This window comes from Mesorhizobium sp. M7A.T.Ca.US.000.02.2.1, from assembly GCF_003996995.1.
Lineage (GTDB): Bacteria > Pseudomonadota > Alphaproteobacteria > Rhizobiales > Rhizobiaceae > Mesorhizobium.
Map to the genome: position 1 here is coordinate 1 of NZ_RZTT01000072.1, position 19,424 is coordinate 19,424.

The window sequence follows — 19,424 nt, forward strand, 5'->3', positions numbered from 1 at the left end:
AAAAACACAGTGCCTGATCATGTCTTACCCCTCAGTGGCTAAGCAGCCCGGTTTCCGGAAAACACCGCCGGCGGCAGCGGCTCGCGGCCAAGGACCAGGTCGGCGCCCTTTTCACCGACCATGATGGTCGGTGCATTGGTGTTGGATGAAGGCACGCGCGGCATCACCGAGGCGTCGCAGACGCGCAGGCCCTCGATGCCGCGCAGCCGCAGATCCGGCGTCACGACAGCCATATCGTCATGGCCCATGCGGCAGGTGCCGACCGGATGGTGGTCGGTCTTGGAACTGCGGCAGGCATAGTCGAACAGCTCGTCGTCGCTGGCGAGTGACGGGCCGGGCAGCACCTCGCGCAGCACGTAAGGGGCAAGCGCCTTCTGCCGCATGATCTCGCGGGCCAGCCGCAGCCCCTTGATCGACATGGCGCGGTCATAGGGATCGGACCAGTAGTTCGGATCAATCAGCGGGTGGTCGGCCGGGTCGGCGCTCTTCAGCCGCACCGTGCCGCGCGAACGCGGCCGCAGGAAAGCCGAGTTCAAGGTGACGCCTGGGTTTTTCAGCTTCTCGACGCCGGCTTCGATGCCGGAACCCAAGCCGAGATGGAACTGGATGTCGGGCGAGGCGGCGGTTGGGTCGGCGTACCAGAAGCCGCCGGTCTCGAACAGGCTGGAGGCCACCGGCCCCTTCTTCAGCAGCAGATATTGCAGGCCGGCCCAGGCCGTGCGGTGCAGCTTGGCGTAGTTGTCATAGGTGTGATCGCCGGTGCATTCGGCGATCACGAACAGATCGAGATGGTCCTGCATGTTGGAGCCGACGCCGGGCAGGTCATGCACCGGCGTGACGCCGACCGACTTCAGATGGTCCGCGGGGCCGATGCCCGACTGCATCAGGAGTTTCGGCGAGCCGATGGCGCCGGACGAGACGATCACCTCGCGTTCGGCGCGCAGGACTTTCTTCTCGCCGCCTGGTCTGTCGACCACTTCGACGCCTATGGCGCGGCCCTTCTCGACGACGATGCGCGTCACCAGCACGTCGGCTCGGACGGTCAGGTTCTTGCGGGCGCGGATAGGCTTCAAATAGGCGACTGAAGCGGACGAGCGCCGGGCATCCTTCTGTGTCAGCTGGTAGTAGCCGACGCCTTCTTGGGCAGCGCCGTTGAAGTCCGGGTTGAAGGGGATGCCCATCTCCTGGCCGGCACGGAAGTAGGCCTCGCAGATAGGCAGCGGCGCGATCGGGTTGGACACGCCGAGCGGCCCCTGGTCGCCGTGAAAATCGTTGGCGTAGCGCTGGTTGTTCTCAGCGCGTTTGAAATAGGGCAACACATTGCGATAGCCCCAGCCGGCGAGGCCCTCTTCCTTCTCCCAGGCGTCGTAATCGCGGGCGTTGCCGCGTGTATAGATCTGGGCGTTGATGGACGAGCCGCCGCCGACAACCTTGGCCTGCGTGTACCAGAAGACGCGATCCTTCATGTGCTTCTGCGGCACGGTCGACCAGCCCCAGGAGGCGATGCCTTTGGTCATCTTGGCGAAGCCTGCCGGCATGTGGATGTAGGGATGCCAGTCCTTACCGCCGGCTTCCAGCAGCAGGACCGAATTTGCCGGATTCTCGCTCAGCCGGTTGGCCAGAACGCAGCCGGCCGGACCGGCGCCCACGATGATGTAGTCGGTCATGACACTGTCCACTTACAGCCGCGGCACGGAGAGCGCGCCGTCGACATTGATGATCGAGCCGGTCGAAAAGCCGAGCTTGCCGTCGGCGAGCGTCGCCACCACCGCGCCGATGTCGGAAGCCTCGCCCCAGCGTTTGGCTGGCACCAGACCGCCGTCGATGAGGGCGTCATATTTGGCGGTCACGCCTGATGTCATATCGGTGCGGATGATGCCTGGCCGGACCTCGAACACGCCGATATTTTCGGGCGCAAGCCGCAGTGCCAGGTTCTTCACCCACATTGAAAGGCCGGCTTTCGAGATGCAGTAGTCCGGCCGCTCCGGCGATGCCATTTCGGCGCTGACCGAGGTGATGGTGATGATCGACCTCTGGTGATCGCCTGGCGCAGCCAGCATCGCCTTGGCGACGGCCTGGCTGAGGAACACGGTGCCGCGCAGATTGATGCCGAGCGTGCGGTCGAAATTCTCCGGCTCGAGGTCCAAGAGGTCACCGCGCACCACGGCGCCGACGCCGGCATTGTTGACCAGGCAGTCGATGCGGCCGAAGGTGCGCATCGCGGCATCGACAAGTGCGGTGTGGCTGGCGAGATCGGCGATGTCGCACTGGATGTTGGCAAATTTCGCGCCACGCTTGGTGATGTCGGCGGCAAGTCCGTCAGCGGCTGTTTCGGCAAGGTCGGCGACCAGAATATCGTAGCCGCCATCCGCCAGCGCCTGGGCACAGGCAAGGCCAATGCCCCGCGCGCCGCCTGTGACGATGGCCGCAGGGCGGGTCATGCCGTAAGCTCCACCTTGCGAATATGATCGGCGACACGAAGCGCCTGGGCTGCAATCGATAGCGCCGGATTGACCGCGGCCGAGTTCGGCAGGAAGCCACCGTCGACGACGAACAGGTTCCGGTGGTCGAAGGAGCGGCAGTAAGGGTCGAGCGCCGCGGTCGCCGGATCGTCGCCCATCTTGACCGTGCCGCATTGGTGCGACGGCGTGCGTTTGTCGAAGGGGCGCGATAGCACTAGGGGATAACCGCAGGCGCGGAAGTTCTCGCGCATCACCTTGGTCAGCCCGTCGAGCGACCGCATGTTGGAGCGCCGCCATTGCATGACGATGTCCTTGCCGTCGACCATGATGCGGCTTTCCGGATCGGGCAGATCCTCGCACATCAGGTACCAGTCGACGGCGTGGCCGGCCATGAAATCGAGCGCGAATCCCGGCGTGTATTTGACATTGGCCCGCAGCATGTTGCCGTCGATCTTTCCCAGAAGCTGGACATTGCCGAGCGGCTTGCCGCCCTTGCCGTCGGACAGGTAATAGTCGTTCAGCATCAAGGTCTTCTGGTAGACGGCATCGTTGCGACGGCGCGGGTCGATCGCCAGCATGGCGCTGGAATTGTGGTTCATGAAATTGCGGCCGACCTGGTCGGAGCGGTTGGCTAGGCCTTTGCCATCCGATGTGGGCGAGCGCAGCAGGATGACGGCGGAGTTGACCGCGCCGGCCGAGAGGATGACCAGCTTCGGCGATACTTTCTTCAGCTCGCCATTCTGCCGGTAGTGAATGGCTGATATCGTCGTGCCGTCCGCCGAGGCTTCGAGATATTCGACGTGGGCGCCGGTTTCGAGCTTGATGTTCTGGTCGGTGAGGGCCGCCGTCAGCGGTCCCGTTTGTGCGTCGACCTTGCCTTGGCCGGTGTTCGGGAAAGCATCCCAGCCGGTCTTGCCGTCTTTCAGCCAGGTGTCGATGTCGACACCGAGCGGCAGCGAGGCCGGATGCAGGCCGAGGCTTTTCAGCTCGGCGCGGGCGCGGGCGATCGGTGCCTCGTCGGGCACCGGCTTGTAGGCGTAGGGGACCGAATGGAACGGCTCGGTCGGATCCTCGCCCAGTGCACCGCGCACGCGAAACAGCTGTTCGGCTTTCGAATACCAGGGCTCGAATTCGTCATAGGTGAACGGCCATGCCGGAGAGACTCCGCCGAAATGCTCCATGGCCGCAAAGTCCTCCTTGCGGTAGCGGATCAGCACCGCGCCGTAGAACTTCGAATTGCCGCCGACATAGTAATAATTGCCGGGGTTGAAGGCGGCGCCGCCGGCCTCACGCCACATCTCCTTCGGCCTGTAATGGCCGTCGACGAAGATCGAGCGCGTGTCGCGCGCGTGCGGCGTCGCCGGCAACGGCTCGCCGCGCTCCAGCATCAGGATCGAGGCGCCGCTGCCGGCAAGGCCGGAAGCGATCGTAGCGCCGCCGATGCCGGAGCCGATGATGACGATGTCCGGATTTGTCATGGCCTAAATCGCGTCCCGACGCGCTTTAGTTTTTTGTTTTGATGCATGTCGTTGCCCCAAAACCGGATCCAATTTTGGGCGACATACATTAGCGAATACGGGTCTCGGTCGCCGGGTCGAAGAACACCGCCTTGGTCAGGTTGAAGGCAAGCGGCGTGTTGGTGCCCGGCTGGATGTTGGCGTCGGCGCGCAGCCGCGCCACCACGCCCTTGCCGCCGAGATTGGTGACGGCGAAAGTGTCCGAGCCGGCCGGTTCGACGACCTCGATGTGACAGTCGGCGGTGGCGATGTGCGAAGCGTTGCGCTCGGCACCTTCCGGATCGGTCAGGGCTTCGGGGCGGACACCAAAGATGATCGGCTTGCCCTGGAATGCCGACAGGCCGGCCGGTGCATTGGCCATCGGCAGCGAGATCGGCTCTCGTGTTTCGCGCTGCAGCACGACGGACAGCGCGTTGCCTGACGTGCCGATCGTCGCCGGGATCAGGTTCATCGCCGGCGAGCCCATGAAATCGGCGACGAAGAGATTGCTCGGGTTGTTGTAAATTTCGGCCGGCGTACCGAACTGCTGCACCTCGCCATCGCGCATGACCGCGATCTTGGTGGCCAGCGTCATCGCCTCGATCTGGTCGTGTGTGACGTAGACGATGGTGGTGCCGGTGGTGGCATGCAGGCGCTTGATTTCGATGCGCATGTCGACACGCAGCTTGGCGTCGAGGTTGGACAAGGGCTCGTCGAACAGGAACAGTTTTGGGTCGCGCACCAGCTCCCGGCCCATGGCGACGCGCTGGCGCTGGCCGCCGGAAAGCTGGCTCGGCTTGCGCTGCAAGAGGTGGCCGATCTGCAGCACCTTGGCCACCTTGTCGATGGCCTTCTGGCGCTCCGCCGCCGGCACGCCGCGCATCTCCATGCCGAAGGAGATGTTTCCGGCCACCGTCATGTTGGGGTAGAGCGCGTAGCTCTGGAAAACCATGGCGATGTCGCGCTTGGAAGGATGCAGATCGTTGATGGTGCGGCCGTCGACCCGGATTTCGCCCGAGGTGATCGTCTCCAGGCCGGCGATGGTGTTGAGCAAGGTCGACTTGCCGCAGCCGGAAGGGCCGACCAGCACCAGGAAGCCGCCTTTCTCGAGCTCGACATCGATCCCCTTCAGGATCTCGACCTGGCCGAAGCGCTTCCTCAAACCATCAATTTCCAGAAAAGCCATCGGATTATCCTTTGACGGCGCCCGCCATCAGACCGCGCACGAAATAGCGGCCGGCGAGCACATAGACGAGAAGGGTGGGCAGTGCCGCGATCATCGCGGCGGCCATGTTGACGTTGTATTCGACGACGCCGGTCGACGTGTTGACGACGTTGTTGAGCGCCACCGTCATAGGCATCGCGTCGCCAGTGCCGGCGTAAGCCGAGGCGAACAGGAAGTCGTTCCAGATGTTGGTGAACTGATAGATGACGGTGACGACGAAGATCGGCATCGAGTTCGGCAGCATGATGCGGCGGAAGATCTGGAAGAAGGATGCGCCGTCGACCTGTGCCGCCTTGACCAGTTCGGTGGGGAACGCCTCGTAGTAGTTGCGGAAGAACAGCGTGGTGAAGCCGATGCCGTAGACGACGTGGACGAAAACCAGATTGACGGTCGGATTGCCAAGGCCAAAGCTGGTTCCCGTTGCATTCTGCAGCGTGACGCCGAAGCGGCCGAGGCTGCCGAGGATGGTCGCCATCGGCAGCAGCACCGACTGGAACGGGATGAAGCAGGCGAACAGCATCAGCCCGAACACCAGCGTTGCGCCGCGGAAACGCCATTTGGTCAGCACGTAGCCATTCAGCGCTCCGAGCATCGTCGAGATCAGCACGGCCGGGACCACCATCTTGATGGAGTTCCAGAAATAGCCCTTGATGCCGGCGCAGGTGAGGCCGACGCAGGTCTCGCCCCAGGCCTTCAGCCAGGGGTCGAAGGTCGGCGCCCTGGGCAGCGCCAGCATGTTGCCGTTCTGGATCTCGTCCATGGTCTTGAACGAGGTCACCAGCATGACGAACAGCGGCATCAGGTAGAACAGCGCAAACAGCGCCAGCAGCCCGTAGATGACGATGCGATTGATAACCTTGACGTTGACGCCGCCGGAGGCCTGGCGGGCGGGAATGGTGACGGCGCTCATCGCGGCTTCTCCCGCAGTTCCGAATAGAGATAGGGCACGATGATTGCGACGATGGTCATCAGCATGATCACCGCACTGGCCGAGCCGACGGCCATTTCGTTGCGCTTGAACGTGTACTCATACATGAAGTTGGAGGGCAGCCAGGCCGAGCCGCCGGGGCCGCCGCTGGTCAGGGCTACGACCAGATCGTAGGACTTGATGGCGAGATGCGCGAGCACGATGAAAGCCGACAGGAAGATCGGCCGCAGCAGCGGGATGACGATGCGGCGGTAGAGCTGGAAGGTGGTGGCGCCGTCGATCTGCGCCGCCTTCATGATCTCGCCGTCGATGCCGCGCAGGCCGGCCAGGAACATCGCCATGATGAAGCCGGAGGCCTGCCAGACGCCGGCAATGACCACCGTGTAGATGACGAAATCCTTGTTCTTGATCCAGTCGAAATGGAAGCTCGTCCAGCCCCATTGATGCAAGGTCTGCTCGAGGCCGAGGCCGGGATCGAGGAACCATTTCCAGGCGACGCCGGTGACGATGAAGGACAGCGCCATCGGGTAGAGATAGATCGGCCTCAGCACGCCTTCGCCGCGGATCTTCTGGTCGAGCAGGATGGCCAGGAACAGGCCGAGCGCCAGGCAGATGGCGATGTAGAGGAAACCGAAAATACCCATATTGGTGATCGACGTGTACCAGCTCGACGGCGGGTCGGTGTCGAAGGTCCAGCCCCACAGCCGCTGATAGGCGCGCGAGCCGGTCAGGACATAGGATGGAAAGGTCTTGGAATTGGTGAAGGACAGATAGATCGTCCACAGGATGAAGCCGTAGACGAAGACGATGGTGATGGCGAAGCTGGGCGCCAGCACGATCTTCGGCAATGCGTCCTGCAGGCGTGAGCGCACCGAGGCGCGTGGCCGCGCATGCTCCGGCGTCAGCTTGATCTGGCTTGTCGCTACCGTGCTCATGGGGCTCCTCCCGTCGACTCGCGGCCAACCAGCTTCGCGGATCTAAGTTCGCGGATCTGGGCCTTCCCCGCCGGAGCGGGGAAGGCGTTTTTGGCGCGTGGCGCTTACTTGGCGTCGTCGATCGCCTTGACCAGCTCGGTCACGGCCTCGTCCGAGGTCTTGATCTGACCATGGACGAATTTGGAGACGACATCCTTATAGGCATTGGCGACCGCCGGGGGCGCGCCATAGCCCTGGGCCAGCGAGCCGAACAGCGTGCCGCCTTCGTTGGCTGCCTTCAGGTCGGCGATGCCCTTCTTGCCGCAAGCGTCGAAGTCGGTGTCCGGAACGTCGGTGCGGGCCGGAACCGAACCCTTGACGACGTTGAAGGCCGACTGGAAGCTCTTCGACAGGGTGGCGGTGGCCAGCGCGACCTGGGCGGCCTTGCGGTCGTCCGGAACGTTGAACATGCCGAACATGTCGGAGTTGTAGATCACCGAGCCGTCGGTGCCCGGGAAGCGATAGCAGAGGAAGTCGGTGCCCGGCGTTTTCTTGGCGGCGTTGAACTCGCCCTTGGCCCAGTCACCCATGACCTGCACCAGGGCGTCGCCCTTGATGACCATGGCGGTGGCAAGGTTCCAGTCGCGGCCGGAAAAGTTGGGGTCGACATAGGTGACGAGCTTGGCCAAATTGTCGAACGACTTCTTCATCGTGTCGGACTTGAGCGAGGCGTCGTCGAGGTCGTTGAAGGCCTTCTTGTAGAACTCAGGTCCGCCGGTCGACAGCACGACGGAGTCGAACATGGTGGCTTCCTGCCAGTTCTGGCCGCCGAGAGCGAGCGGGATCACCCCTGCCGCCTTGGCCTTGTCGAGCAGGGCAACGAAGTCGTCGAAGGTCTTCGGCTCGGTGCCGCCGATCTTGTCCAGGACGGCCTTGTTGATCCACAGCCAGTTGACCGAGTGAACGTTGACCGGCGCCGCGACCCACTTGCCGTCATAGACCGAAAACTTCTGCAGGGCTGCCGGAACGGACTTGTCCCAGCCTTCCTTCTTCGCCGTTTCGGTCAGGTCGCCCATGACGCCGGCAGCGGCGTAGTCGAGCACGGTATAGCCGAGCATCTGCGAGGCGGTCGGATAATTGCCGGCCGCGACCATCGCCTTCAGCGCGGTCATGGCGGCATCGCCGCCGCCGCCGGCCACCGGCACGTCCTTCCAGGCATAGCCTTCCTTGGCCAGATCGCCCTTAAGGACGTTGAGAGCAGCCGCTTCGCCGCCCGACGTCCACCAATGCAGCATCTGCACTTCCTTGACGTCCTCGGCGTGGGCCGCGAAAGCCAGGCCGGATGCGAGAGCGGTTCCGATAAGCAGTTTGCGCAACATGTACTACCTCCCTTGTTGCATTACACGACCGGTGAAGCCCACCGGGTTCTTCTCAACTCAGCCGACCCACCACCCGGTGCGCAGGCCGCGATGAAACTGGATTGTCTTTTCCTCGGTATAGTCCTCGACGGCGCGTTTGCCGAGTTCGCGTCCGAGACCGGACTGCTTGTAGCCTCCGAAAGGCAGCTCGGGATAACCTTCCATGAATGTGTTCACCCAAACGGTTCCCGAACGCACTCCACGCGCGACCGACATGCAAGTGTCGATGCTGGCGCTCCACACGCCCGCCGACAAACCATAGGGCGTGTTGTTGGCGATGTGCAACGCCTTTTCAATCGATTCAAAAGTCAGCACCGAGAGCACCGGACCGAACACTTCCTCGCGCGCTATGGCCATCTCCTCGGTAACGCCGCGGATGATGGTGGGATCGAGGTATTGGCCGACATTGGAGGCCAATTGCTTGCCTCCGCTGTAAACCTGGCTGCCGTCGCCTTCAGCGGCAGAAACATAGCCGGCCACCTTCTTCAGATGGTCGGACGAGATCATCGCGCCGACCTTGGTTTGGTCATCGAGCGGATCGCCGACCGTAACCCTGGCGGTAAGCGCCTTGACGGTGCTGAGAAAATCGTCGGCGATCGCCTCATGAACGATCAGCCGGCTCCCGGCATTGCAGCACTCGCCGGCATTGAAGAAGCCGCCGAACACCGCCGCATCGGCGGCCGCTTCGAGGTCGGCGTCCGGGAAGACGATCTGGCCGTTCTTGCCGCCGAGCTCCATCGAGACTTTCTTCAGCGACTGCGCGGCGGACGCCATCGTCATCTTGCCAACGCGGGTGGAGCCGGTGAACGAGACCATCTCGACCAGCGGGTGGCTGACCATCGGCGCACCGACATCGGCGCCAAGCCCGGCCAGGATATTGACGACGCCGGCGGGCAGGCCGGCCTGCATCAGGATATCGCCGAGCACGAAGGTCGAGGCCGAGGTCATTTCGCTCGGCTTGACCACCGCCGTGCAGCCGGCGGCGAGCGCGAAGGGCAGTTTCTGGCTGACGATCAGGAACGGGAAATTCCATGGGGTGATGATCGAGACGACGCCGATCGGCTCGCGCAGGACGACGCCCAGCATGGCATCGCCGAGATTGGCGTAGGATTCACCATGCAGCGTGCGGGCAAGCTAGGCGGCATAGCGCCAGATGTCAAGGGCGCCGCCGATCTCGCCGCGCGCCTGGGCGACCGGCTTGCCGGATTCCAGTGCATCGAGCCGGGCGATGTCTTCCAGCCGGCCCTCGATCAGGTCAGCCGCCTTGAGCAGGATCGCGGCACGCTCAGCTGCCTTCATGCGCGGCCATGGACCGGTCTCGAACGCCTTGTGGGCGGCCTGCACAGCGGCTTCCACTTCGGCCTCGCCGGCCTGTGCGTAGTGCGAGACGGTGAAGCCGTGGCCGGGGCTATTTCGAGCAATCGTGCGGCCGTCGCGGGCATCGACATGCCTGCCGTCGATCAGCAGCCTGTAGGCTTTCGGTGCCGCAGCCGCCTCGGCCGGCATGGCGATCTTGAGTGGGGCGTTCATCTGTTTTCCTCTAGGATCTCGAAAAGGCCGGCTTCTGCTTGGCCTTGAAGGCATCGACGCCGGCCTTGAGATCTCCGGTCAGGGCGATGAAGCCGCTGGCCAGCGCTTCGGTGGCGGCGGCACTTTCCTCGCCTTCGGCGACCGCGATCATCAGCTTGGCGGATTCGGTCGCCAGCGGGCCGCGCTCGGCGATCTTTTCCGCCCACGCCTTTGCTTCGTCGTATGCCTTGCCAGTCGGGGCCACCCGGTCGACGATGCCCAGAGCGAGCGCCTCGGGGGCGAGAAAGATCTCGCCGCCGAGCGCCATGCGGCGCACCGTCTGCGCGCCGAAGCGGCGCACGGCGCGTTGCGTGCCTGACCAGCCGGGCACGACACCGATCGAGGTTTCGGGGAAGCCCAATTTTACCTGTGTTTCGGCCACGCGGAAGTCGCAAGCCACAGCCAGTTCGAGCCCGCCGCCCAGTGCATGGCCCGACAAAACGGCGATGGTCGGCTGCCGCAGCCGCGCCAGCCGGTCGAAGACGCGGTGGCCGTAGCGTACCCATTGCACCTGGAAATCGGCGGCACTCATCCGCGCCCAGGCTTCAACATCGCCACCGGCGCAAAATCCCTTGCCTTCGCCGCGCAGCAGCACGACGCGGACGCCCTCGGCCATCTCGGCCGCGTCAAGCGCCGTCTCCAACGCGCGCAGCATCGGAATGTCCAGCGCGTTGAATTTCTCCGGCCGGCGCAGCGTGACGACGCCGATGGCGCCGTCGGTTTCAAAGGTGACGAGGTGCTCAGCCATGCGCGCCTCCAAGCGAGGCGCCGCCATTCAGCGACAGGCCTATCGGTTGCTCCTGATAGAGGGCTGCCGGTGTCGTCTTGAGGTCCTTGGCAATGCCCAACGGAATTTCCGACTGCGCCAGCACATCGCGCTGCAGATCGATGCCGGGTGCGAGTTCTGTGACGACCAGGCCCTCCGGCGTCAGCCTCATCACGCAGCGTTCGGTGACATAGGTGATGTCCTGTCCCTGCGCGACTGCGCGCTTGCCCGAAAACGAGATGTGCTCGACTTCGTTGACCACCTTCTTGACCTTGCCCTCCTGATCGATGCGGATGCCGCCATCGGCCAATGAGAGTTTTGCCCCGGCGTTGAAGAAGCCGGAAAACACGATCTTCTTCGCCCGCGCGGTGATGTCGACAAAGCCGCCGGCGCCAGCCGTGACATGCGGGCGCGCCGAAAGCTTCGAGACATTGACCGAGCCATGGCGGTCGATCTGCAGGAAAGACAATAGCGAGGCGTCGAAGCCGCCCGCCTGGAAATAGATGAACTGGTGCGGCGAGGGCATGAAGGCGTCGGCGTTCGACGAACAGCCGAATTTGAAGTCGAGCAGCGGCACGCCGCCGACCGCGCCCTGTTCGATCACCCAGGTAATCTTGCCATGCTGTCCTTCCTCGAGAAGGATGCGCGGGACATTGGCGGAAATGCCGAAGCCGATGTTGACGGCCATGCCGTCGCGCAACTCCATGGCGACGCGGCGCGCGATCACTTTCTGGACGTTCATCCCCGGCGTGCGGAAGCTCGACAGCGGCCGGAAGATTTCTCCGGAGATCGCCGGGTCATAGGGTGTCAGCGTCGTCTGCAACTGGTCGGGCGCGACGACGATATGGTCCACCAGGACGCCCGGCACGCGCACGTCATGCGGTTTCAGCGTACCGTTTTCGACGACGCGCTTGACCTGCGCGATAACGATGCCGCCATTGTTACGGGCAGCGAGCGCCTGTTCGAGGCCACCGAGATAGGCGCCCTCATGCTCGTAGGTGAGGTTGCCGCGCTCGTCGGCCGACGTGGCGCGAATGATCGAGACCTGCGGCACGATGGAGCGGAAATAGAGCCATTCCTCGCCGTCGAACTGCTGCACCGAAACGATCGGCTCGCTTGCGGCGGCGTTCATGGCGCAGCCCTGGTGGCGCGGGTCGGCGAAGGTGTCGAGGCCGACCTTGGTCAGCACGCCCGGTCGCTTGGCGGCCGCTTCGCGGTGCATGTCGAACAGGATGCCGGACGGCACGTTGTAGGCGGCGACCGAATTGTCGCCGATCATCTTCCAGATCTGCGGCGGTTCGGAAGAGGAGGGGCCGGACGGGTAGGAGCCGCACAAAGTACGCTTCAGCAGGCCGGGCTTGGCCAGATGGTCGATGCCTTTGATGCCGTACATGTCGCCGGCGGCGATCGGGTGAAGTGTGGTGATATTTTTTGGGTGGCCTTCCCCCTCGAAGCGTTCGCCGATCGCGGCAAGCACCGCGTCCGGACAGCCGAGACCGCTCGACGACGACACGGATACGACCATGCCGTCCTTGATCAGGCCCGCTGCCTGCGCTGCCGAAACGACCTTGCTCAATTCATGCTCCCCGAACCGGCCGTCCTGTTTCGGGTGCGGCGATCCGGGCCACAGCTTTCCCTGACGACCAGATTGACCGCGCCGATATGGTCCTCGGCCCGCGTGGTGCGCGACTGGATCATTTTCAGCATGACATGGGCGGCGCGTTCGCCGAGGCCAGCCGAGTCCACCGCGACGCTGGTCAGCGCCGGCATATAGTGCTCGGCCTCGGCTACATCGTCGAAACCGACGATGGCGAAATCAACTCCCGGCTCAAGCCCGCGCTTGCGCAGCGCCAGCATGGCGCCAAAGGCGACAGCGTCGTTGAAGCAGAGCGCCGCGGTCGGCGGTTCAGCCATAGCGAGAGCGGTTTCCAGACACCCTATACCCCCTCTGCGGCTGGTCTCTCCCTCGACGACCAGTGCGTCGCGGGCGGCGATGCCCTGCGTCTCGCAGGCTTCGCGAAATCCGCCAAGCCGCTCGTGATAGACCACCAGGTCGGACGAGCCGCCGAAGAAGACCAGCCGGCGATGTCCCTTGCCGATCAGATGAGCGGTGGCGAGATAGGCGCCGCGATGATTGTCGGGCGCGATGACCGGAATGCGGCTCTCGGGAAGCCGGCGCATGGCGAAGACAACCGGCAGCCCCGCCGTCTCGATCCGCCTGAAGGCGCCCGGCGTCGTGCCGCGAGCCGGCGAGACGATGAGGCCGGCGACACCTTGCTCCATCAGCGATTTCAGCACTTCTTCCTGGCGCACCGGATTTTCCGCCGTGTTGGCGATGAACGGCACGATGCCGGCCGACTGGAAGACGCGTTCCATGCCGACCGCCAGCTCGGCGAAGAAGGGATTGGTGAGATCGTTGATGACCATGCCGATGACATTGGAGTGCGCCTTGCGCAGATTGGCGGCGCCGCGGTTGTAGACGTAACCGACATCCTCGATCGCCTTGCGCACCTTGCTCGCTGTTTCGGGCCGGATCAGCCCGCTGCCCTGGAGCACGAGCGATACCGTCGATTTGGACACGCCTGCTTCGCGGGCGATGTCGAATATCGTCGCCTTGGCCCGGTTGGCCATCCAGATGCATCCTCCCCGACTGCAGGCCCAAACTATTGGAACGTTCTAATCTCTGCTCCGCTCGTGAGTCAATCGGGATTTTTCCCGCGCCTCGAATGTCGATTGTGCGTACTCAAATGGCTTGCTCTATAAGGATTTTGTGTTGCAATGCAGCATTCTTCCCGCCGTGGAGTTCGAATCTTGAAGGTTCTTGATTTATTGGAACGTTCCATTTAGTAGCGTTGCGAAGGGAGAGATCGATGGACATTGCCTTGCCTGGTGAGGGTGGCGGCAGCACCCGCTACACGCTGGTCGGCGAACCCGTGCAGCCGGTGGTGGGCGCGCAATTTTCGCGTATCGCTTATGCCGCCGCGCACGTCGTTGCCGATCCGCTTGCCATGACCGATCCGTGGTCCAGGCCGGTGGTCGACTGGGACAGGACGATGGCGTTCCGTCACCATCTGTGGCGGCTGGGATTCCGCATTGCCGAAGCGATGGACACGTCGCAACGCGGCATGGGTTTCGACTGGGCAAACGCGCAGGAATTGATCCGCCGTTCGATCGCCGAGGCGCGTACCGTCGATGGCGCCGATCTCGCCTCGGGTGCCGGGACCGACCATCTGGCGCCCGCCGCCGCCAGGACGCTGGACGATGTGATCACCGCCTATGAGCGGCAATTCGCTTTCATCGAAGGCTTGGGCGGCAAGGCGATCATGATGGCCAGCCGGGCACTGGCGGCAGTTGCCAAGGGGCCGGACGACTATGTCAGCGTCTACGACCGCATCCTGTCCCAGGCATCCGGCAAGGTCATCCTGCACTGGCTGGGCGACATGTTCGATCCGGCGCTCAGGGGCTATTGGGGCAGCGAGAATTTCGAGGCCGCTCTCGATACAGTGGTTGCCATCATCGAACGCCATATTGGCAAGGTCGAGGGGATAAAAATCTCACTGCTCGATGCCGGCAAGGAGGTCGCGCTGAGGAACCGTCTGCCGGACGGCGTCGTCATGTTCACTGGCGACGATTTCAATTATCCCGAACTGATCGCCGGCGACGAGAAAAGACACTCGCACGCACTGCTCGGTATTTTCGATGCGATTGCGCCGGTCGCCAACGCGGCGCTGTCGAAACTGGCGGAAGGCGATCGCGCCGGCTATGACGCTTTGATGGCGCCGACCGTGCCGCTATCGCGAAAAATCTTCGAGGCGCCCACCGAGTACTACAAGGCCGGCATCGTCTTCATGGCCTGGCTGAACGGCCATCAGGACCATTTTGCGATGGTCGGCGGCATGCAGTCGGCGCGCGGCATCCGTCACTATGCCGACGTGTTCCGCCTTGCCGACCAGGCAGGATTGCTCGCTGATCCCGATCTGGCGGTGGCCAGAATGAAGAGCCTTTGCACCGTCGCGGGCATCTGAAGCGCGGAAAGGCTGACCGGTCGAAGAGGACGCGTCGCCACGCGATTGCTGCGCCTGCCCAGGCGTCTCCGGTGTCGAACGACCGCGAGGAAGGTTTCGCCGCCGTCATCAATTTTCTTGTGAACCAATTTCTCCCGAGGCGCGACCAAGCGATGTGTCCAAACATGGTCCATCAAGGAGAACGTCTGATGTTTACTGTTTCAAGAAACGTCCTTTTGGCCGCCATCGCCGTTTCGGTGCTGGCCGGCTGCAAGACAACCGCTCCCAGGGAATGCGACAAGCTGAAGCCCGGCGTCACCTACAACGGCAAATGCTGCGGCATCGGCGAGCCTTGCCGTGAAGGCAAGGGCGGCGGCGACAGGCCGGGAAATACGCCTGATCCAGAGCCGCAATGATCTGATTGCCTGTGCGCCCGTCCCGGTCAGCACCGGGACGGGCGCACAGCTTTCCGCGACGGCGTTTGCGTCCGGCGTCCGGTCTGCCAGGACCGGGTTGCGAAACTCGCCGGCGCCGCCCACGACAATGGCGAAACGGCAAATCTCAACGTCAGCTTGTGGCGGCCATTCCCCGCATATCACCTCACGGCCCCAGCCTCGTCCGTCCTGCGTTGTTGAACCCGACAACCCTTTGCTTACTATGCGGTTTTTCGGTGCTTGTCGGCTGCCCCCACGCGTGCTTACTTGTGGTTGTTTTCATTCCGGGGATACAATCATGCGTTTTCTACTTGCTGGCGTCGCCATGCTGTCGTTCGCCGCCACTGCGGCTCTGGCTGATCCAGCTTCGGACTTCAAAAGAGCAGATCAGGCGTTGAACCAAACCTTCAAGCAAATCCAGAAGCGGCTTACGGACGATTCCGACGGCAAGGCACGGTTGGTGAAAGCGCAGAGAGCGTGGATTGCGTTCCGCAACGACGAATGCACGTTTCAATCCAGCGGTGACGATGGTGGCTCCGCGGCGCCGATGGTTGCCGCTGCTTGTCAAGCTGAACTGACCAAGGCTCGCACCAGGCAGTTGAGGGCCTACCTGAACTGCCAGGAGGGTGACCTCTCTTGCCCGGTGCCATCAGAATGATCTGGAGTGACAAAATGCCGAATTTCAAGATGAGATATGTGCTGATCGCGCTTGCGCCGTTGGCGGTTGCTGGTTGCGTCAGCGCTGAGGATCAACGCGCAATGGACCAGCAACAGTGCGCTTCTTACGGCTATAGGCCAGGAACCAACAGGTTTGCCGACTGCATGATGCAACAGACTTCACAACGTTCAGAAGACGAGCAGCGCTCATTGGATCGCATAGCCGCGCAAGAACAGAGAGACAAGGATCGCAAGGAAGCGCGTCGAAAGAACGACAGCTACATCGACCCAAGGCCGAGTTACGACAAGGATGGCAATCCGAATTTCGACACTCAAGGCAATTACCAAGGGTGTCACGGCGCGGGATGTTTGGTCGACAATCCAGACAATGGCGATGACGATGACCAGTAGGCTGGCTTCGCAAGGGCTCTTCTTCCTGCCCCTATAGTCCGGACCTCAGCCCAATCGACAAACCGTTCGCCAAGCTCAAGCACTGCATGCGGCGTTGCGCCAGGTGCAGGCTATAAGTCAACCTATGCGAACCTCTCTACCTCTGGGGAACCAGCCGGGAAATGCCGATGCAAGATCTGCTTGTCTGGTTGGATGGTGGGCGTGACAGGGATTGAACCTGTGACCCCTGCAATGTCAATGCAGTGCTCTCCCGCTGAGCTACACGCCCATCCGAAGCCGCGCTCCTAAAGACCCAATGAATTCAACTGCTTCCGAAGATATATCCAGATCTCGACGGACACGCAAGGGTCTTTAAGGGCTCTTTCGGCGGGTGCCAGTGTGACCAGATTGTGACCCAAGTCTGAACGTCAGGGTACCTTCGTCCTTGCTTGAATTTCCGGGGAACTCTGCTCCCTTACACGCCTAAAAATCTCAAGAGCAAGGTGTTCGTGCGCGGCCGAGCGAAATTCCTTGTCGGTCATAACGCGCGAAAAAATCTCTTCGTTGCCTTCCATGCGGTCGATGAAAAGTTCATCCAGCGTCCGTTCCAGATAAGATGAGAAATTCGCAAGGTTGTTGGCCTTCGCCGCTTCAACGATCTTGTCGTCCTCTTCCGCACTGGCGCGTATCTGATCGAAGAAGAACTGGTCGGCCTCATTGAAGTTGGTCCCAAAGCGCTCGTTCAGTTTCGATACCAGCGTAGACAGGATAACTGCTTCTTCACCGAATCCGCCTGTGCCGACGTCTGTCGGCCCCTTGAGTGGAGGAGCTTCGCCGTGGCTTAGGTCGATTGAGCCCTCAGTGATCTGCTGAAGCCGGAAGAAACGCAACGCTACCTCGTCATCCAGCGCGAAGGCGTGTCCGTCACCGGGCGGCGGCAGCTTGGCGATGAGGTTGCGAACGAAGGCGTAGAGCTTTTCAAGTTCGCTGTCTTGATATGGGATAATTTGCGAGAGAAAGGCATAGAGATTGCGATAGGCCGTGAGTTGGCCCCGGAATTCGTCCTGCTCATGCTCTTCTTGATCTTTGAACCGATTTACAACTGCATCGAGCACAGCATTCATCAGCCGATGGTCACTTGCGGAATGGTCGCGTTTGCCCCGATACCACACCTCTGCGAAGGCATTTACGTCGTCGGGGGCGAAGATTGCCCATTCCAAGAGTTTGTGCTGCAATTCCGACAGGCGGTGCGGATCGGCATTTTCGCCAATGGGCGTCGCTTCGTAATAGGGCTTAAACGCAGTGTAGATGTCGTCTTCGTCGTTGGCAAAATCGAGAACGAAGGTTCGGGCCTTGCCCGGAGCCATGCGGTTGAGACGGGAAAGCGTTTGCACCGCTTGCACCCCGGCGAGGCGCTTTACCACATACATAGTCTGCAAAAGCGGCTGATCGAAGCCCGTCTGATATTTCTCCGCCACCAGAAGCACACGGTAGTCGTCGCGCTCGAATGTTTCGGGTAACTCACTTTCAGCCAGCCCGTCATTCATTGAAACTTCGGTATAGGAAGAGCCGGGGTCTTCAGGGTCCTCGACGCTGCCGGAGAAGGCCACTAGCGAGCGTATGCCAGAATATCCGTGGACTTTGATGTAGCGGTCGAAAGCCAACTTGTATTTGACGGCAGCAAGCCGGGAGCCGGTGACGACCATCGCCTTGGCCCGACCGCCGAGCTCGTGCATGACGGAGAGTCGAAAATGCTCCACGATAACAGAAACGACCTGCTCGATGTTAACGGGGTGCAGTTCCAGATAGCGAGTGAGAGCCTTAGCCGCCTTCTTGCGCGGCACCTCCGGGTCATTCTCCACCTGCTTGATTAAGCCGAAGAAGCGTTTGTAGGTCGTGTAGTTCAAGAGGACGTCCATGATGAAGCCTTCTTCGATGGCTTGCCGCATCGTGTACTCGTGGAACGGCGACGTGCCCGATGACCCTGGCTCGTCAAACAAAACTTTCGTCTTGAACTTCGGCGTGGCTGTAAAGGCGAAGAACGAGAGGTTCGGCTGACGGGCGCGCTTCAGCGCATCGCGCAGCATTGCCGCCTTCGCGTCGTCGGACAGATCGTCATCCTCTTCATCCGACATCTGGGCCGCAACCGCTGCCTCAATGCCATCCTTGTTGAGCATCCCTTTGAGCGCGGTAGCCGTCTCACCGCTTTGTGAAGAATGCGCCTCGTCCACGATCACAGCGTACCGCTTGCCCGCCGTATCGATCCTCACGCCAGTGCCTTTGCCTTCGAGCGTGGAGAGTGCCTGCGAGATGAACGGGAATTTCTGGATCGTGGTGATGACAATCGGAGTGCCCTGGGACAGGGCGCGAACGAGCTGCTGTGTATCCTCGTCTATTTTCTCGACCACCCCGGTCTTGTGCTCGAACTGATAGATGGTGTTCTGCAACTGCTGATCGAGTACCCGACGGTCTGTGACGACCACCACTGAATGAAATACCTTTTGGTTATTGGCGTCGTGTAGGCTGGCCAGCCGGTGAGCCAGCCAGGCGATGGAGTTGGATTTTCCCGACCCTGCCGAGTGCTGGACTAGATAGTTGCGCCCCGACCCGAAGTTACGCGCATGAGCAACAAGTTTGCGCACCGCATCGAGTTGGTGATAGCGTGGGAACACCATCGTTTCCTTGCGGATAGTGCGCACGCCCTTGTCGGTCTTGACCTGCCGCTCCTTCACCTCCAGATGCATGAAGCGCTGCAGGATGTCGATCAGGCTGTCGGCCTGTAGCACCTCGTCCCAGAGGTAATGGGTCTTCCAGTTGCCTTCCACAGGCGGATTGCCAGCGCCGTGATTATTGCCCCGGTTGAAGGGCAGGAAGACCGTCTCCTTGCCCTTGAGTCGGGTGGTCATCCACACCTCGTCGGGGTCCACGGCGAAATGGACTAGAGCGCGTTTTTTGAAAACAAACAGCAAATCCCGCTCGTCGCGCGTATCGCAATATTGGCGGACAGCGTCAGATGCGCGCTGTGGACTACTTCCCAGATTGTTTTTCAGTTCCGCCGTCGCCACGGGAAGTCCGTTAAGGCTTAGGGTCACGTCGATGATGCAACGGCGGTTCTTGCCGTCGGCCTTTTTCATCACCGAGTTGAACGCGACCTGCCGGGT

The 19,424-nt window shown here is 62.0% G+C and carries 15 protein-coding genes, 1 tRNA gene and 1 pseudogene; 4 read left to right on the forward strand and 13 right to left on the reverse strand.

Annotated features, from left to right (window positions below):
* Positions 1-38: 38 nt before the first annotated feature.
* From EOD15_RS09635 to EOD15_RS09690, 11 genes and pseudogenes are all read right to left on the reverse strand, one after another.
* Complete coding sequence (locus EOD15_RS09635; RefSeq protein WP_127319160.1) at positions 39-1,667, reverse strand: GMC family oxidoreductase N-terminal domain-containing protein; 1,629 nt, start codon at positions 1,665-1,667, stop codon at positions 39-41.
* Positions 1,668-1,679: 12 nt separating this feature from the next.
* Complete coding sequence (locus tag EOD15_RS09640) at positions 1,680-2,441, reverse strand: 3-ketoacyl-ACP reductase (RefSeq protein ID WP_127319162.1); 762 nt, start codon at positions 2,439-2,441, stop codon at positions 1,680-1,682.
* Positions 2,438-3,940 (reverse strand): GMC family oxidoreductase, encoded by a 1,503-nt coding sequence (locus EOD15_RS09645; protein ID WP_127319164.1) that lies wholly within the window; start codon positions 3,938-3,940, stop codon positions 2,438-2,440. The genes EOD15_RS09640 and EOD15_RS09645 overlap by 4 nt, the downstream gene beginning before the upstream one ends.
* An 88-nt stretch (positions 3,941-4,028) precedes the next feature.
* Positions 4,029-5,144 carry an ABC transporter ATP-binding protein gene (locus EOD15_RS09655; RefSeq protein ID WP_127408443.1) on the reverse strand — a complete coding sequence of 372 codons (1,116 nt, stop codon included), beginning with the start codon at positions 5,142-5,144 and terminating at the stop codon, positions 4,029-4,031.
* Between the two features lie 4 nt (positions 5,145-5,148).
* Entirely contained in the window at positions 5,149-6,093 is a 945-nt protein-coding gene (locus EOD15_RS09660; protein WP_127319170.1) for a carbohydrate ABC transporter permease, read from the reverse strand.
* Complete coding sequence (locus tag EOD15_RS09665) at positions 6,090-7,046, reverse strand: sugar ABC transporter permease (protein WP_024502750.1); 957 nt, start codon at positions 7,044-7,046, stop codon at positions 6,090-6,092. The genes EOD15_RS09660 and EOD15_RS09665 overlap by 4 nt, the downstream gene beginning before the upstream one ends.
* 104 nt (positions 7,047-7,150) lie before the next feature.
* Entirely contained in the window at positions 7,151-8,404 is a 1,254-nt protein-coding gene (locus tag EOD15_RS09670) for an ABC transporter substrate-binding protein (RefSeq protein WP_032900903.1), read from the reverse strand.
* 57 nt (positions 8,405-8,461) lie between these two features.
* Positions 8,462-9,973, reverse strand: a pseudogene (locus tag EOD15_RS09675) (aldehyde dehydrogenase family protein).
* Positions 9,974-9,983: 10 nt separating this feature from the next.
* Complete coding sequence (locus EOD15_RS09680) at positions 9,984-10,760, reverse strand: enoyl-CoA hydratase/isomerase family protein (RefSeq protein ID WP_127319172.1); 777 nt, start codon at positions 10,758-10,760, stop codon at positions 9,984-9,986.
* The gene (locus tag EOD15_RS09685) at positions 10,753-12,354 is read right to left on the reverse strand and encodes an acyl CoA:acetate/3-ketoacid CoA transferase (protein WP_127319174.1); all 1,602 of its coding nucleotides are present in this window, start codon (positions 12,352-12,354) and stop codon (positions 10,753-10,755) included. Before EOD15_RS09685 ends, EOD15_RS09680 begins: the two co-directional genes overlap by 8 nt.
* On the reverse strand, positions 12,351-13,409 hold the full coding sequence (locus EOD15_RS09690; RefSeq protein WP_127319176.1) for a LacI family DNA-binding transcriptional regulator: 1,059 nt from the start codon (positions 13,407-13,409) through the stop codon (positions 12,351-12,353). Before EOD15_RS09690 ends, EOD15_RS09685 begins: the two co-directional genes overlap by 4 nt.
* 239 nt (positions 13,410-13,648) lie before the next feature.
* On the opposite strand from EOD15_RS09690, the gene EOD15_RS09695 reads away from it, so the two are divergent.
* The 4 genes from EOD15_RS09695 to EOD15_RS09710 all read left to right on the forward strand — a co-directional run bounded on the left by EOD15_RS09695 (position 13,649) and on the right by EOD15_RS09710 (position 16,284).
* Positions 13,649-14,803: a dihydrodipicolinate synthase family protein gene (locus EOD15_RS09695; protein ID WP_127319178.1), complete on the forward strand. Its 1,155-nt coding sequence runs from the start codon at positions 13,649-13,651 to the stop codon at positions 14,801-14,803.
* A gap of 71 nt (positions 14,804-14,874) precedes the next feature.
* Positions 14,875-15,198, forward strand: coding sequence for a hypothetical protein (locus tag EOD15_RS36670; RefSeq protein WP_245463624.1), 324 nt, complete (start codon positions 14,875-14,877; stop codon positions 15,196-15,198).
* 316 nt (positions 15,199-15,514) lie between these two features.
* Positions 15,515-15,874: a lysozyme inhibitor LprI family protein gene (locus EOD15_RS09705; RefSeq protein WP_127319180.1), complete on the forward strand. Its 360-nt coding sequence runs from the start codon at positions 15,515-15,517 to the stop codon at positions 15,872-15,874.
* 14 nt (positions 15,875-15,888) lie between these two features.
* Positions 15,889-16,284 (forward strand): hypothetical protein, encoded by a 396-nt coding sequence (locus tag EOD15_RS09710; RefSeq protein WP_127319182.1) that lies wholly within the window; start codon positions 15,889-15,891, stop codon positions 16,282-16,284.
* Positions 16,285-16,477: 193 nt separating this feature from the next.
* On the opposite strand, the gene EOD15_RS09715 is transcribed toward EOD15_RS09710, so the two are convergent.
* Together EOD15_RS09715 and EOD15_RS09720 are read right to left on the reverse strand one after the other, a co-directional pair.
* Positions 16,478-16,552, reverse strand: a tRNA-Val gene (locus EOD15_RS09715).
* Positions 16,553-16,691: 139 nt separating this feature from the next.
* Positions 16,692-19,424 (reverse strand): DEAD/DEAH box helicase family protein (locus EOD15_RS09720; RefSeq protein ID WP_148129517.1); only part of this gene is annotated, 2,733 nt, incomplete at its 5' end.

Excerpts from the sequence above, each read along its gene's own strand:
- EOD15_RS09635 (WP_127319160.1), bottom strand. The coding sequence starts at position 1,667 with ATGACCGACTACATCATCGTGGGCGCCGGTCCGGCCGGCTGCGTTCTG.
- EOD15_RS09640 (WP_127319162.1), bottom strand. The coding sequence starts at position 2,441 with ATGACCCGCCCTGCGGCCATCGTCACAGGCGGCGCGCGGGGCATTGGC.
- EOD15_RS09645 (WP_127319164.1), bottom strand. The coding sequence starts at position 3,940 with ATGACAAATCCGGACATCGTCATCATCGGCTCCGGCATCGGCGGCGCT.
- EOD15_RS09655 (WP_127408443.1), bottom strand. The coding sequence starts at position 5,144 with ATGGCTTTTCTGGAAATTGATGGTTTGAGGAAGCGCTTCGGCCAGGTC.
- EOD15_RS09660 (WP_127319170.1), bottom strand. The coding sequence starts at position 6,093 with ATGAGCGCCGTCACCATTCCCGCCCGCCAGGCCTCCGGCGGCGTCAAC.
- EOD15_RS09665 (WP_024502750.1), bottom strand. The coding sequence starts at position 7,046 with ATGAGCACGGTAGCGACAAGCCAGATCAAGCTGACGCCGGAGCATGCG.
- EOD15_RS09670 (WP_032900903.1), bottom strand. The coding sequence starts at position 8,404 with ATGTTGCGCAAACTGCTTATCGGAACCGCTCTCGCATCCGGCCTGGCT.
- EOD15_RS09680 (WP_127319172.1), bottom strand. The coding sequence starts at position 10,760 with ATGGCTGAGCACCTCGTCACCTTTGAAACCGACGGCGCCATCGGCGTC.
- EOD15_RS09690 (WP_127319176.1), bottom strand. The coding sequence starts at position 13,409 with ATGGCCAACCGGGCCAAGGCGACGATATTCGACATCGCCCGCGAAGCA.
- EOD15_RS09695 (WP_127319178.1), top strand. The coding sequence starts at position 13,649 with ATGGACATTGCCTTGCCTGGTGAGGGTGGCGGCAGCACCCGCTACACG.
- EOD15_RS09705 (WP_127319180.1), top strand. The coding sequence starts at position 15,515 with ATGCGTTTTCTACTTGCTGGCGTCGCCATGCTGTCGTTCGCCGCCACT.
- EOD15_RS09710 (WP_127319182.1), top strand. The coding sequence starts at position 15,889 with ATGCCGAATTTCAAGATGAGATATGTGCTGATCGCGCTTGCGCCGTTG.